This window comes from Corynebacterium sp. 239_CJEI (assembly GCF_001055995.1).
Taxonomy (GTDB): domain Bacteria; phylum Actinomycetota; class Actinomycetes; order Mycobacteriales; family Mycobacteriaceae; genus Corynebacterium; species Corynebacterium jeikeium_D.
The window spans coordinates 1-13,795 of the sequence record NZ_JVOW01000036.1 but is presented as its reverse complement, the minus strand read 5'-3'; the positions used below and the strand labels follow the sequence as shown (position 1 = coordinate 13,795).

The following is a 13,795-nucleotide window of genomic DNA, read 5'->3' as shown; positions in this document are numbered from 1 at the left end:
GAGATACATCCTTATCTACTTTGTGTCCTCAGTCGCGGAGACTTCGGAGTCGGGGCTGGCAGCGGACTGGGCATGGACCTTGTTGAATCGAACCGGAGACGAGATGATCGCGCCCAGATTGGTAGCGATTGGTGACGACGGGCCAGCGTGCTCGGGGTCATTGCCGATGGCGTTGATAGCCTCAGCGGATTCGGTCGGAGGTCCGGCAATAACTGCGCGGCGAATCAACCAGAACCACACCACTGCCAAAATCAGGTAGAGCAGGGTAAAGCCCACCAGGGTGATAATCACCGTGGCCGGTGCGTGGTCGGACACACCCATATCGACGGTCATGCGAATCAGCTCGGTGCGCGGGTCGCCCGCGTGATCCGGGTTCGGGTGCACAATCCAGGGCTGACGGCCCATCTCCGTAAAGATCCAGCCAGCGCTGCTGGCCAAGAACGGGAACGGAATCGCGAGGATACTGCAAGCGGCGAAAATGCGGGCTCGCTTGCCCGTCGGCACGCGCCCCTTGCGAGTAAATAGCCAAGCGAAAAACGCGATAGCCAGAGAACCGACCATGAGCCCAATCATGGCGCGGAAAGACCAGTATGTGACGAACAGATTCGGAGAGTAATTGCCTGGGCCGAAGACCGCCTCAGCTTTTTCTTGCAGGTCCTGCACGCCCTGGAGCGTGACGCCACTGAACTTGCCCTCGGCCAGGAAAGGCAGCACCCATGGCACCTCGATGAGATGCAGCACCGAGTCGCAATTGTTGTGCGTACCGACGGTCAGAATCGAGAACATTGGATCTGTCTGCGTGTGGCACAGGGACTCGGCCGATGCCATCTTCATCGGCTGCTGCTCGAACATAAGCTTGGCCTGGATATCGCCGGTGATAAACACCGCCAGCGAGCTGAGCACAGTTGTCCAGAGCCCGACCTTCATGGACTTGTGAAACGTCCGTTCGTGAACAGTATTGCTCTGGCCACCGCGGCGGCTCTGAACCAGCCACCAGCCACTGACGCCGACAACGAGCGTGCCGGCGGTAAGGAAAGAGCTGGCCACGGCATGCGGGAAAGCTGCCAAGGCAGTGGAGTTGGTCAACAGTGCGCCAAAGTCTGTAAGCTCTGCGCGGCCGGTTTCCGGGTTGTAGACCGCGCCTACAGGATGCTGCATGAACGAATTGGCGACGATGATGAAATACGCCGAGATATTCACCGCAATAGCGACAATCCAAATCGAGAGCGTGTGCATCCAGGTGGGGATACGCCCCCAGCCGAAAATCCATAGGCCCAGGAAGGTGGATTCCAGGAAGAACGCGATGAGTCCTTCAAGAGCCAGCGGGCCGCCGAAGACATCACCGATCATGCGGGAGTACTCCGACCAGTTCATACCGAACTGGAATTCCTGGACGATACCCGTGGCTACGCCCATGGCGAAGTTAATAATGAAGATGGTGCCGAAAAATCGTGTCGCTCGGTACCAGAGGTCATTTTTCGTCGTGGCCCACAGTGTCTGCATGAGCGCGACGAGCGGAGCTAGACCAATTGTCAGCGGGACAAAAATGAAGTGGTAGACGGTGGTTATGCCAAATTGCCAACGAGATATATCGACGACATCCATGTTTCCTCGACTGAAAAAGTAGACATAAACGATGCGTGTACTCCGACGGATTTGTCGAAGCCTGCATCAAGTGTCCGCAGTATTCCTGCTTATTAATTCAGTCGGACAGGAGGGGTAAAAAGTTCCGGGGCGTGAACTTATCGACGCGGGCAGGGCAAAACTCCGGAGGGCAATTATTAAAAACAAGCGCGTAATTGCTAGGCTATTTTGTTGCGCGGGCCTTTAGCTCAGCTGGTAGAGCTACGGACTTTTAATCCGCAGGTCGCGGGTTCGAGCCCCGCAGGGCCCACAAGCACGAAAAACCCCAGGTCATCAACGGCCTGGGGTTTTGTCGTATCTTGCCTGTATTTGCCCTCTGTGGCACCTACTTCTCCCGCTTGTGGTAGCCCATCCGTGGCTTGAAGCCCGCCGGGTGCTTGAGCTGCGCCACTGCATCGGCGACTATCAAGCGGAAGCGTGGCTTCATCGGTGGCATCTGTGAGATCTGGAACCATCCGACATCAGTGGATTCATCATCAGCGACATAGGGGACGTCGTCGCCAACAACACTGCAGCGCATGGAGATATCCAGATATGAGGCAACATCGCCGTTGAGGTGTTCGATAGGGCCAACGGCGCCAGTTCCAAGCAGGGCCTCAACTGTGACATCGAGTCCCGTTTCTTCCTTTACCTCTCGCACGGCGGCGTCGTGAGGCTGCTCGTCCGGGTCGATAATTCCGGTGACTGGGGTCCATTCACCATTATCGGAGCGACGAACCAGCAAGACCTCGGGCAAGGCGTACATTGGTGCATTCGGCGGAACATCGCGAATGACGATAGCCGTGACACCGGGGAGCCAGAGCGGAGCGTGGCCCACTTTTTCGCGGAGCTGAACAATGAAATCCGGAATTGCCATAATTGCGAGCTTATCTGAGTACTAGTAGCGTCCGCGGAAATAGTAAGAAACTCCAGTTCAACCGTGGATTTTGGGAAAAGGGTACTTATCCTCTATAGTTCTTTACGTTGCCAAGAGCGCGCGCAATTGCAATGTTCATACACTGCAGATGTACGCGGAATATGCCATTGAGTGGCCAACTCTTTGCAGCGTTAAGTCGGGCTCCCATCGTCTAGAGGCCTAGGACTCCGCCCTTTCACGGCGGCAACACGGGTTCGAATCCCGTTGGGAGTACCACTAAAAATCATGATGGCCCTGTGGCGCAGTTGGTTAGCGCGCCGCCCTGTCACGGCGGAGGTCGCGGGTTCAAGTCCCGTCAGGGTCGCAATTCTAAACGCCAGTTCCGGTTGGAGCTGGCGTTTTTTGCTTTTGGTTAGTGGTGCGCTGGGCGTCGGCGTGGGTAATGGACAAAAAGTGTGTCTGATTCTCAAGATGGTGACTGGTGAGAAGCCAAAAACTACGGGCTGCAAATGTGAAACTGTATGAGTTTATGACACTTTCAGGCCATTTTTCGAGCCATTTTTGTCATAAACGTAGTCAGTAACTTGCATCGCCCCAACGCCGCCAGTCATAAACGTAGTCAGTAACTCGCATCGGTGTCACTGGGGGAGAGGGGGGCTTTACCCGGGTTTGGTGGGGAGAGCTTTTGCCACAGTCTAGGTTGTCCCGAGACCCGGGGCTGGATGTCAGTTTTCAACTTAAAATATCCGCCATGAACTGGCGATTTGCTTATGTTCAACGCTGTTCTGTAGAGTAACAACTCGTGCACAGCGCTGGTAATCCAGAAAGTTGAGCACGGCATTTAAGGCCCTGTGGCGCAGTTGGTTAGCGCGCCGCCCTGTCACGGCGGAGGTCGCGGGTTCAAGTCCCGTCAGGGTCGCCACTTGATTAATTTCAAGTCTGGCCAGATAGCTCAGTCGGTAGAGCGTCCGCCTGAAAAGTGGAAGGTCAGCGGTTCGATCCCGCTTCTGGCCACAATTAATCCCCAGTCCGGAAACGGGCTGGGGATTCTTTGTTTTACCAGGTGTTTGTCGCGGGGATCGTCGTAAAGCACAGTGCATCGAGCCGTGCGAAAACCTTAAAGTGGGGGAAAATAAACCGCGTACACACCCTAGCGGATAGGATGTTGTGCATGAGTAAGGAATTCGCCTCAGCAGGAACGCTGTCCGACGATAAGACGCTGCCGTGGGTCGTGCGCATCTTCGTCTACACGGATGCTGAGGGCAGCCAATCGGCTGCTGAGAAGGTTCGTGGGGTGCTCGCGGAACTGATTCCGGATCAGGAAGTCAACGTCTACGAGGATGTCATGCCCGATGTGGGGCGCACTTCCTCTCTCGCTGATTTGTGGGCGGAGGCCAACCCGGGCATGGATCCGGGGGATCGGAAGCGTTACCGCATCAGTGTGGTGGCTCCGGGGCTGTCTCACTGCGAAATGGCGGACCTGGCAGGCCCGCTCGCTGAGGCCGTCAGCCCGGGGTGGGCAGAGGGGGAGGCTGCGACCAAGGTCGCGAAGGGCGATGTCCCGTGCCGTGTCGCTGTCGGGCGTGCCGACGAGCACCCGGGCGAACCCCCGCTAGTGCAGAATTAACCAGAATTCGGAATTAATCCGAAGCGAGAGCTGTTATCTGGGTTACATCCTAAGAGTCGTTTGCAATGACGACGCTTCACAACCATGAGAGGGAAGTGATTCCGAAAATGGCACACACTATTTCGCATGATGAGGCCGGTCAGCGCTACGTTCTCACCGTAGAGGGAGAAGAGGCCGGCTTTGCCGCTTACACCCCGGTGGAAGGTGCCCTGGACTTTGACCACACGGTTGTAGATGGCAAATTCCGTGGACAAGGCCTGTCCAAGCCGCTTATCGCAGGCGCGCTGGATGATGTTCGGAAGAACAACCGAAAGATTCGCACCAGCTGCTCCGCTGTTGCCAACTTCGTGGAGAAAAACCCGGACTACCAGGATCTACTGGCTGACTAGTCGCTGAAGGGCGAAGAACGCACAAAGAAGCCGGCCGGCTGCTCACGATAGGAAGAGCAGCCGGTCGGCTTTTGTATGTAGAGCTAGTTTTAGGGCGGGGCTAGATGAAGTCTCCGTCACCCTGGACGTACACCGCCGGATCGCACAACGGCTTGTGCTCTTCGGGCTTGGCAGGGCGTACGCGGCCCGGAATTCCTATCACGATGGAATCGGGTGGGCAGCTGTGGGTGACCACGGAGTTGGCGCCGATTGATGAGCCTGCACCAATTGTGATGGGGCCAAGGACTTTCGCACCTGCTCCGACGGTGACGTTGTCCTCCAGGGTGGGGTGGCGTTTTACCTTCTCCAGTGAGCGGCCGCCAAGCGTCACGCCGTGGTAGAGCATGCAGCCGTCACCGATTTCTGCGGTTTCGCCAATGACGATGCCCATACCGTGGTCGATGAAGAACCTTCGGCCAATTTGAGCGCCCGGGTGAATCTCAATACCAGTCAGCCAACGGGAAAACTGTGCGAGTACTCGTGCAATGCCCTTGAAAATCCCGCCTCGTTTCCAGAGGCGGTGCGAGAATCGGTGAATCCAGATTGCGTGTAGGCCGGAGTAGACAATGGCATTTTCTACATCACTGCGCGCAGCTGGGTCATGCGCACGGGCATTGTCCAGATCCTCTTTGAGGATTCGGAAAAAGTCACTCATGGGCGTCAATTCTATCTGGTCGGAGGTGTGGGCAATGCAAAAACCCGCTTGCCGACGGAAAGTGCCAGCTAGCGGGCTCTGCAGAGAAGGTTACGGGCGCTTATAGTGCTCGGCTTTAGTCGCGCAGATCCTCGTACAGGATGGAGGAGACGTAGCGCTCGCCGAAGTCAGGAACAATCACGACGATGTTCTTGCCCTCGGACTCCGGGCGGGCTGCAATCTCGAGAGCAGCCTTGATGTTTGCACCGGCAGAAATGCCGCCGAGGATGCCCTCGGCTGCAGCGACCTTGCGGGAGACCTCAATAGCGTCCTCGTTGGTAACCGCAATGATCTCGTCGAGAAGCTCCTGATCGAGAACCTCTGGGACGAAGTTTGCGCCCAGACCCTGAATCTTGTGCGGGCCGGCGGTGCCCTCGGTCAGCAGCGGGGAGGCCTTCGGCTCAACGGCAACCAGCTTGATGTCCGAGTTGTGCTTCTTCAGCGTGCGACCAGCACCGGTAATGGTGCCGCCGGTGCCGACACCAGCCACGAAGTAATCAACCTTGCCGTCGGTAGCTTCCCAGATTTCTTCACCAGTGGTTGCCTCGTGGATAGCCGGGTTGGCCGGGTTGGCGAACTGGGAAGCCAGGATTGCATTGTCGGTGTTAGCCACGATTTCGTTGGCCTTATCGACAGCGCCGCGCATGCCATCCGCGCCCGGGGTGAGTACAAGCTCAGCGCCAAATGCGCGCAGAACGACGCGGCGCTCCTGGCTCATGGTGTCCGGCATAGTGAGAATGACCTTGTAACCGCGGGCTGCGCCGACCATTGCCAGCGCGATACCGGTGTTGCCCGAGGTACCCTCGACGATGGTTCCGCCCGGCTTGAGCTCGCCAGAGCGCTCGGCGGCATCGATAATTGCGTTGCCGATGCGGTCCTTGACCGAGTTGGCAGGGTTGTAAAACTCCAGCTTGGCAATCACGTTGCCCGGCAGGCCCTCGGTAACACGGTTGAGCTTAACCAGCGGGGTGTTGCCGATCAGTTCAGTGACATCGTTATAAATAGTCATTAATCTTATCCATTCCGGAAATCACAGAGGACTTCCTAATGAGTTTTCGCGTGTAGCCGTAGTGTACGCCTGATCCTGCAATTAGTACAGACCAGTTCGTCTATTTTATGGCTTGCGTAGGGAAGTGGAAGCTGTCAGTTCCGGTGCCGCCACCGTCATAGTCGCCGCGGCCGGCGCCGTCGCAGTCGCACCGCTATTTTCGCAATGCCCCTGCTATTGCCACGTTAACGCTGTCTCATTGCCTCGCTCGTCCTTACCTCCATTGTGAGGGTAAAGAGCATTAAAGTTTCTTAGAATCCACTATTCTGAGACGTGATTTACAGTGCACGGGAATGCCTTGTGAATAGGCAGCGGCCCTCGCCACTGTGATTGGGTGCGATTGCGGCCCTTATCTGCACAGCGGTTATATGTGATAACCGAAAAACGCAGACAATGGACTCAGCGATTGCGGTGCTTCGTCGAAGCCACTCAGAGGGACTCAAACCTTTGGGGAAGGAGGCGAGGCATTAATAGAAGTGTGAAGCTTTCCTCAGCCCATCAGCCAGGAGACCGACTGTAAATCATCCAATTCGCGTCCGCGGATTGGCGGTCGAGCGGTGCTGTCGAGGTGAATAGCGCCGTAGAAAGATGATTTACATCATGCATATTGCTGAGGGATTTCTCCCAGTCACTCATTGCATTGGGTGGGGTGTAGCTGCCGCTCCCTTTGTCATTCACGGCGCAATTCAAGTCAAGCGCACTATGAAAGAACATCCCGGTAGCGGCATGCTGCTCGGTGCTGCTGGTGCGTTTACCTTCGTGCTCTCCGCAATCAAGATTCCATCTGTGACGGGTTCCACTTCGCACCCGACAGGTACAGGTTTTGGTGCTGTAATCTTCAAACCTCCGGTGATGGCGCTGCTTGGCTCCATCGTGTTGCTCTTCCAAGCAATCTTGCTCGCTCACGGCGGCATTACGACGCTCGGTGCGAACATCTTCTCCATGGCAATCGTCGGCCCGTGGGTCGGCTACGCCTTCTACGTATTGACTCGAAAGCTCGGTGGAGGCCTGCTGCCAGGTGTGTTTATGGCAGCGTTCTTCGCTGACCTCTCCACCTACGTCGTGACCTCCATGCAGCTCGCTCTTGCGCACCCGGCAAACCCGGGCGGTGTTGGCGGCGCGCTGGCTACATTCCTCGGCCTGTTCGCTATCACGCAAATTCCGCTGGCAATCATCGAGGCTCTGGTCACCGTCATTCTCATGCGCACCCTGCTGGCAGTAGCACACACTGAGCTCCTCGATTTCGGCTTCCTGTCCCGCTTCGGCGATGCGCCAGCACCGGCGCTGGAGGCGAAAGCTGCAGACACCACTACCAACGCTGTTGCAGGGTCTGCCACTTCGCAGAATGCTTCAGCTGCATCCGTATCCGGCCAGAAGCAGTAGCCGTCGTCAAGCGAAAAGAAGCGAAAGAGAGCACGATTATGAATGCAAAAAACAACGCGCAGATTGTCGACGCACAGGCAGCTAGCCAGCCGAAGAAGAACTCCGTGTGGGTCAGCGTCGGTCTCATTGTCCTGGTAGTCGTAATTGCCATGTTCCCGCTGTTCTTCAACTACGGGGACGACGACGCCGAGGAGCCGTTCGCCGGCACTGATGCCACCGCTACGGAGACAATTCAGGAAATCGACCCGAACTACGAGCCGTGGTTCGAGCCACTCGTCGGCGAGCTGCCGGGTGAGGTCGAGTCGGGGCTGTTCGCGCTCCAGGCCGTTATCGGTGCTGGCGTCCTGTTCTACGTTATTGGCTTCTACCGAGGGAAGGCTGCTGCGCGTTCGGACAAGCGCGAGAAAGAGCAGTGAATGCGCTAGAAGCTGCAGCGGCGCGCAGCGCTTGGGCACGCCGCAACGTGGGTGAAAAGATTCTGCTGCTCGGTGGGCTGCTGATTCTGGCGGTTGCGCTACCGCCAATTCCCTTTGCGCCGGTCATTGCGGTCATTGCTTGGTCTATTGCGTACATAGCCCGGGTGCCCCGCAAGCTGTATGTGGCAATGGTGCTGGCACCGGCGGCTTTTGTGCTCGTCGGCGCGTTTCCGCTTTTGGTAGCGCTTACTCCCGACGGTCTCGCGTGGTCGCCGGATGGCCCGCAGCGAATGACGCAGGTTGTGATGCGTTCGTTTGCGGGTATCAGCTGCACGATGGTCTTTGCGCTGACCACTCCGATTTCGGAGCTCATTGCCTGGCTCGACAAGCACGGCATGCCTCGGTACCTGACTTACCTCGCCGAGGTGATTTATCGGATGACTGGCGTGCTGATTCACTCCGCGCGCTCAATGACAGAGGCTCAAGCACGACGTCTTGGGCACTCCACGCGCCGAGCGATGATCCGGGATGTCGCGGCGCAGTCCGCCAGCCTCTTTGTCATCGCTTTTACTCGAGCCCGCAAGATGCAAGAGGGAATTGAGCTGCGCGCCAATCCGAGCGCAATGAAAGTACTGGTGATTTCGCGGCCGAGGCAGCCGAAATTCCTCGCGGTATCCAGTGCCTTACTTTTGTCGTTGATTGCGGCCTGGGCGCTGCTGAAATGGGGTGTATAGGGATGTCGATCAGCAGGAAAAATCGCGCTGATCACGTACATGGTGCCAACGGTGTCATTGTCGAAGCGGCTGCAGTTGCATACGCTTACGACGAAACCCACGTTCTGAAAGGCGTGGATCTGGCAATTTCGGGTGGCGAGCGCCTAGCGCTGTTGGGGGCAAACGGTTCTGGCAAGTCCACGCTGTTGCGTATGCTCGCGGGAGCGTCTAAGCCCAATAGTGGTGAGGTTCGCCTTGACGGCACCGCCTACAAGTACTCCCGGCACGGCCGCAATACGGTCCGCCGCTCAGTACAGATGGTCACGCAGGATCCGGATGAGCAAATCTTCGCGGCTAGCGTGTTTGCAGACGTCTCTTTCGGTCCCGTCAACCTGGGGCTTAAGAACGAGGAAGTCGAGCGGCGCGTCCGGGAGGCCCTAGGTACCGCCGAAATCACCGATCTCGCCGAACGCGTTCCGCACCAGCTTTCCTATGGTCAGCGCAAGCGCGTCGCTCTCGCAGGCGCGCTGGCGATGCACCCACGTGTGTTGCTTCTCGACGAACCCTCCGCCGGCCTCGATCCGCAGGCGACCCGAAAGCTTGCACACACGCTCAATCAATTGCGCGATCAGAGCACTGCCGTCGTCGTCGCCACGCACGACATCGACTTCGCGTGGAATTTCGCCGATAGGGCAGCGGTGCTTGCCGACGGCAAACTGCGCGTCGGCGCCAAGGAAGAAATTTTGGCCGATCGACGGTTGGTCGAACATGCTCGACTGGCTTTGCCCTGGGCGCCCGTGGTCTCCAAGGCGATTGGGCGAGATGTGTGCCATCCAGAGGATGTTTAGGCGAGTGGCTTGGTTGGTGAATAGCTCATCGATATGTGCAGCTAAACCGCGCTAAAAATGAGAAAAACGCCCGCGGGCAGGGCGTAATGCCTATGAAAATAGGCCTAGAAATATAGGCGAAGCTGTCGCATTTCTTCGCTTCCATTTCACGTCACACCTGTCCGCGGGCGATCTCCGTGGCCGTGACACTTTGCAGTGCCCTCGGCGCATCAGGCAGGTATTCGGACTTTCTGGCGTGACCGACAATAAGGGGATGACGACTGCCGCAAGCTTCAATGCTTACGTGCAGATCCTTATTATCAATTTTCCTACTTTTCGCCGCTTCCCAAGGTTGAAATAACCTCAGTGCCGTTGGCGAATTTTGTTCCAGATTACCGCTGCGGGACAGTTCCGGAATTGCACCGGATTCCCTCTTGCGTTTGCTGTGCACCACCTTCGGACAACCACGTGGAGGACGTAGCATTGAAAGTGGAGCTCAACAAAACCTGTTGCATGTATGACAATAGCGCACGATGCAAAATAAGCGAAGGTCTTTTTCGAAAATGTCCGCATTGGGGGTAAAACGCCGTTCATTACCCTCTGTTATTAACATTCACGCAGTTTGTTAGCGGAAAAATAGCTACCCCCTGCCTTGTATTTATTCGGCCGAGGCGGGGCTAATGACAGGATTTATCCTGGTATTTTCTTTACGTACTTGTAGAGAAACCTAGTTGTTTCCTAAGATTGTGTGACGGATGCCTTAATGCAGGTGTACCCGTTCGGAGGGTACTATCTACTTTGTACGGTTTACAGCCCCCGAAAGGGTCAGTGGCCGCTGAGCGGTAGTTGGCCATTTCGTAGGAGTGTAAGTCGGCGCGAAGTCACAGGCTGATGGTGCCTCTGTGGGTGCCAGTGAAGCAATTTGCCCGTTACGCAGGAGGACGCGAGATGGATCCCCACCGCATTCTGGACGACAATGAGGTTATTAAGTCGTCCTTGGTCGCCCTAAAGAATGCGACTGGTATTCCGGTCACAATGTATGCGGAAGTCACCGATAACTCTAAGATGCAGATCAACAACTGGGTTGGCCTGCGTACTCCGGCCCTGCAGAATCTGACTGTGGAATCGGGTGCGGGTGTCGGTGGTCGCGTGTTGGCCACGCGCCGCCCGGTGGGTGTCAGTGACTACCTGCGCGCCAAGGTTATTACCCATGAGTATGACGACAAGATTCGTGACGAAGGCCTGCACTCGCTGGTCGCCGTGCCGGTGATCGTTTCGCGTCTTGTCCGTGGCGTGCTCTACGGTGGCGTGCACTCCTCGGTGCGCCTGGGGGACAAGGTTCTTGAAGAGGTCACAATGACCGCCCGTTGCCTGGAGCAGGACCTCGCTGTCGTCGATGCCTGCCGCAACATGGATCGTTCTGGCAACGGTAAGGGCGGCCGCATCATGAATGGCGCTGAGTGGGAGCAGGTTCGTTCCACGCACTCCAAGCTGCGCATGCTCGCTAACCGTGTGGATGACGAGAAGCTGCGCCAGGAACTCGAGGTGCTCTGTGACCAGATGGTCACCCCGGTTCGCGTCAAGCAGACCACCAAGCTGTCGGCTCGTGAGCTCGATGTTCTCGCCTGTGTCGCCCTCGGTCACACCAACGTCGAGGCCGCAGAGGAAATGGGCATCGGTGCCGAGACGGTTAAGTCCTACCTCCGCTCCGTAATGCGCAAGCTGGGCGCCCATACTCGCTACGAGGCCGTCAACGCGGCCCGTCGCATCGGCGCACTGCCGTAAACCGCTTGACGACGGTTCCTTTGCGCCCAAACCCGCGGGTATTGGGGTAGTCAGTTCTGCTACTTGCTCCGCTACTTACCCCCTGCTTGCCGCTGGGCTTCGCGCTCACCACCGGGGATCCACTTAACGTCGTTTCCGTCATTGGCCACTCTCGAAAGAATAAACAACAGGTCAGACAGGCGATTGAGATACTTCGCCGGTAGGACTGAGGTGGTTTCGGGAAATTCGCGGCAGGCAGCCCATGCTGCACGCTCGGCTCGGCGAGTAATCACCCGAGCTGTGTGTAGCAGTGCTGCGGCTGGTGTGCCTCCCGGGAGGATGAAGGAATCCAGTTTCGGCAGTTGTTCATTGAATTGGTCGCACCAGTGCTCGAGTCGCTCGATGTAATCCGGCTCGATACGCAACGGCGGGTACTTCGGGTTTTCTTCAATAGGTGTTGCCAGGTCGGCTCCGGCATCAAATAGGTCATTCTGCACGTAGCGAATGACAGCCGAGATTTCGTCGTCAAGCGTGCCGAAACTGAGCGCCTGGCCGAGTGCGGCGTTGGCCTCCTCGCACGTGGCGTAGGCGATAAGGCGAGAATCATCCTTGGGAACGCGGCTGAAATCGGATAATCCAGTGGTGCCGTCGTCGCCGGTGCGAGTGTAAATGCGAGTTAGATGAACGCTCATAGCTTCAAGCCTAAGCGCGATATTGCGAAATGTGGTTGGCTGGGGGAGTGGGAAATGAGCGATTTCTGGTTAAAGGCGGAGCGACGCTAAATGGTCAGGTTCAGATTTCCGGGGCGAAGAACTCGGTTCTGAAACTGATGGGTGCGGCGCTTCTCGCCGAGGGCACGACAGTACTGACGAACTGCCCTGAAATTGACGACGTGCCATTGATGCAAAAGGTCCTCGAAGGGCTCGGCTGCTCCGTGACGCGCGAGGGCGACCGGATTGAAATCACGGTGCCCGAAGAACTCTCGCATCACGCCGATTTCGATGCCGTGCGCCAGTTCCGCGCTTCGGTCTGTGTGCTCGGGCCGCTGACGGCGCGTACCCGTAACGCGATTGTCGCACTGCCCGGTGGTGACGCTATTGGTTCCCGCCCGCTGGACATGCATCAGGCTGGCCTGGAGAAATTGGGCGCGCGCACCTATATTCACCACGGTTGCGTGGTGGCTGAGGCGGGGCGTCTCAAGGGGGCGAACATCAAGCTGGACTTCCCGTCCGTCGGCGCGACCGAGAATATTCTGACCGCGGCCGTACTAGCGGAAGGTACGACTGTGCTGGATAACGCCGCCCGTGAGCCCGAAATTGTCGACCTGTGCGAGATGCTCGTGGAGATGGGCGCCAAGATTTCGGGTGCGGGATCTAACACCATCACGGTTGAGGGCGTAGAGAAGCTGCACCCGACTGAGCACAAGGTTGTCGGCGACCGAATTATCGCAGGGACCTGGGCTTATGCTGCAGCGATGACCGGCGGCGATATTACGGTCGTTGGCATTAACCCTAAGTACCTGCACCTTCCTCTGGAAAAACTGAAGAACGCAGGCGCTCAGGTCGAGACCTACCCGCAGGGCTTCCGCGTGCGTATGGACGGGCGTCCGCAGGGTGTGAACTATCAAACGCTGCCATACCCAGGCTTTCCGACGGACATGCAGCCCATGGCCATTGCTCTGTCCGCGGTGTCCGAAGGGACGTCAGTGCTTACCGAGAACGTTTTTGAATCGCGCTTCCGGTTTGTCGACGAGATGATTCGCCTCGGCACGGACGCGACTATCGATGGCCACCACGTGATGATTCGCGGAAAGGAAACGCTGAGTTCCGCACCTGTGTGGTCTTCGGACATTCGCGCCGGAGCGGGACTAGTGCTTGCTGGGCTGTGTACTGAAGAAGGTGACGTCACTGAGGTGCACGATGTCTATCACATCGACCGTGGTTACCCGGGCTTCGTAGAGACACTCAATTCTCTTGGCGCATCGGTTGAACGGGTTAGCTAGTGATTGTTGGCCTCTGGTCAATGGCTAACGGCTAAGCGCACGGTGCTAGTTAAACACGCGGTGCGGAAAACCATCGCAAGTCTTCGGTTCTGGATGCTTCAGAACCGTAGGGAGTGATTCTCCAGTGGTGGCTTGTGGTGGTTTTCGCTATTTTACCTGGGGTTTTGTGTCTTTGGTGGGGTGTGTGTAATGTATCTGGAGGTCAGCGTGGCTAGGCAGTTTATGTGTTTGGTTGGCTGATGTGGGGGAAATGTTTTCGTGCGGTTAGCCGCTGGGAGTCGTTGGTTTGACTTTCTGGTTAATTGTTTGTTAATGTTTTCTCTCGCTGCTCATGTGGTGGTTGCCCTGGTTGGGGTGGTTGTCTTCGTGGGTGTGTGTTGTGTGAGAACTCAA

Annotated in this window: 13 protein-coding genes, 5 tRNA genes and 2 riboswitches; of the genes, 13 read left to right on the top strand and 5 right to left on the bottom strand. The window is 57.1% G+C overall.

From position 1 onward, the window contains the following. Positions 1 to 15: 15 nt before the first annotated feature. A complete protein-coding gene (locus tag ADB08_RS10945) occupies positions 16 to 1,605 on the bottom strand; it encodes a cytochrome ubiquinol oxidase subunit I (RefSeq protein ID WP_016421373.1) in 1,590 nt (529 codons plus the stop codon). Positions 1,606 to 1,821: 216 nt separating this feature from the next. On the opposite strand from ADB08_RS10945, the gene ADB08_RS10940 reads away from it, so the two are divergent. Continuing rightward, positions 1,822 to 1,894: transfer RNA gene (locus ADB08_RS10940), tRNA-Lys, on the top strand. A gap of 75 nt (positions 1,895 to 1,969) precedes the next feature. On the opposite strand, the gene ADB08_RS10935 is transcribed toward ADB08_RS10940, so the two are convergent. Then, positions 1,970 to 2,500, bottom strand: a complete 531-nt coding sequence (locus tag ADB08_RS10935) for an NUDIX hydrolase (protein WP_016421372.1) — start codon at positions 2,498 to 2,500, stop codon at positions 1,970 to 1,972. Positions 2,501 to 2,700: 200 nt separating this feature from the next. On the opposite strand from ADB08_RS10935, the gene ADB08_RS10930 reads away from it, so the two are divergent. The 6 genes from ADB08_RS10930 (at position 2,701) to ADB08_RS10905 (ending at position 4,516) form a co-directional block, all read left to right on the top strand. Then, positions 2,701 to 2,776, top strand: a tRNA-Glu gene (locus ADB08_RS10930). Positions 2,777 to 2,790: 14 nt separating this feature from the next. Then, positions 2,791 to 2,864: transfer RNA gene (locus tag ADB08_RS10925), tRNA-Asp, on the top strand. 481 nt (positions 2,865 to 3,345) lie between these two features. Then, positions 3,346 to 3,422 (top strand) — tRNA-Asp (locus ADB08_RS10920). A gap of 19 nt (positions 3,423 to 3,441) precedes the next feature. Beyond that, a tRNA-Phe gene (locus ADB08_RS10915) sits at positions 3,442 to 3,514 on the top strand. Positions 3,515 to 3,671: 157 nt separating this feature from the next. Continuing rightward, positions 3,672 to 4,127, top strand: a complete 456-nt coding sequence (locus ADB08_RS10910; RefSeq protein WP_048733759.1) for a hypothetical protein — start codon at positions 3,672 to 3,674, stop codon at positions 4,125 to 4,127. Positions 4,128 to 4,234: 107 nt separating this feature from the next. Further along, complete coding sequence (locus ADB08_RS10905) at positions 4,235 to 4,516, top strand: GNAT family N-acetyltransferase (protein ID WP_049173078.1); 282 nt, start codon at positions 4,235 to 4,237, stop codon at positions 4,514 to 4,516. Positions 4,517 to 4,616: 100 nt separating this feature from the next. Here the strand turns inward: ADB08_RS10905 and epsC are convergent, their stop codons facing one another. Together epsC and cysK are read right to left on the bottom strand one after the other, a co-directional pair. Then, entirely contained in the window at positions 4,617 to 5,210 is a 594-nt protein-coding gene (epsC, locus tag ADB08_RS10900; protein WP_005511963.1) for a serine O-acetyltransferase EpsC, read from the bottom strand. A 115-nt stretch (positions 5,211 to 5,325) separates the two neighbouring features. After that, on the bottom strand, positions 5,326 to 6,258 hold the full coding sequence (cysK, locus tag ADB08_RS10895; RefSeq protein WP_049173059.1) for a cysteine synthase A: 933 nt from the start codon (positions 6,256 to 6,258) through the stop codon (positions 5,326 to 5,328). Positions 6,259 to 6,561: 303 nt separating this feature from the next. Next, positions 6,562 to 6,830: riboswitch (cobalamin riboswitch) on the top strand. Between the two features lie 67 nt (positions 6,831 to 6,897). Here cysK and ADB08_RS10890 point away from each other — a divergent pair. From ADB08_RS10890 to ramA, 5 genes are all read left to right on the top strand, one after another. Beyond that, positions 6,898 to 7,680, top strand: a complete 783-nt coding sequence (locus ADB08_RS10890) for an energy-coupling factor ABC transporter permease (RefSeq protein ID WP_049173077.1) — start codon at positions 6,898 to 6,900, stop codon at positions 7,678 to 7,680. A 38-nt stretch (positions 7,681 to 7,718) separates the two neighbouring features. Further along, positions 7,719 to 8,096: an energy-coupling factor ABC transporter substrate-binding protein gene (locus tag ADB08_RS10885; RefSeq protein ID WP_049173058.1), complete on the top strand. Its 378-nt coding sequence runs from the start codon at positions 7,719 to 7,721 to the stop codon at positions 8,094 to 8,096. Then, positions 8,093 to 8,830, top strand: a complete 738-nt coding sequence (gene cbiQ / locus ADB08_RS10880) for a cobalt ECF transporter T component CbiQ (RefSeq protein WP_049173057.1) — start codon at positions 8,093 to 8,095, stop codon at positions 8,828 to 8,830. The genes ADB08_RS10885 and cbiQ overlap by 4 nt, the downstream gene beginning before the upstream one ends. A 2-nt stretch (positions 8,831 to 8,832) precedes the next feature. Beyond that, positions 8,833 to 9,657, top strand: coding sequence for an energy-coupling factor ABC transporter ATP-binding protein (locus ADB08_RS10875; protein ID WP_049173055.1), 825 nt, complete (start codon positions 8,833 to 8,835; stop codon positions 9,655 to 9,657). Between the two features lie 195 nt (positions 9,658 to 9,852). Beyond that, positions 9,853 to 10,123: riboswitch (cobalamin riboswitch) on the bottom strand. A gap of 461 nt (positions 10,124 to 10,584) precedes the next feature. Beyond that, positions 10,585 to 11,421 carry an acetate metabolism transcriptional regulator RamA gene (gene ramA / locus ADB08_RS10870; RefSeq protein ID WP_005511953.1) on the top strand — a complete coding sequence of 279 codons (837 nt, stop codon included), beginning with the start codon at positions 10,585 to 10,587 and terminating at the stop codon, positions 11,419 to 11,421. A gap of 71 nt (positions 11,422 to 11,492) precedes the next feature. Here the strand turns inward: ramA and ADB08_RS10865 are convergent, their stop codons facing one another. Continuing rightward, positions 11,493 to 12,092 (bottom strand): cob(I)yrinic acid a,c-diamide adenosyltransferase, encoded by a 600-nt coding sequence (locus tag ADB08_RS10865; RefSeq protein ID WP_049173053.1) that lies wholly within the window; start codon positions 12,090 to 12,092, stop codon positions 11,493 to 11,495. Between the two features lie 47 nt (positions 12,093 to 12,139). On the opposite strand from ADB08_RS10865, the gene murA reads away from it, so the two are divergent. Further along, a complete protein-coding gene (gene murA, locus ADB08_RS10860) occupies positions 12,140 to 13,402 on the top strand; it encodes a UDP-N-acetylglucosamine 1-carboxyvinyltransferase (protein ID WP_224433880.1) in 1,263 nt (420 codons plus the stop codon). Positions 13,403 to 13,795: the final 393 nt, after the last annotated feature.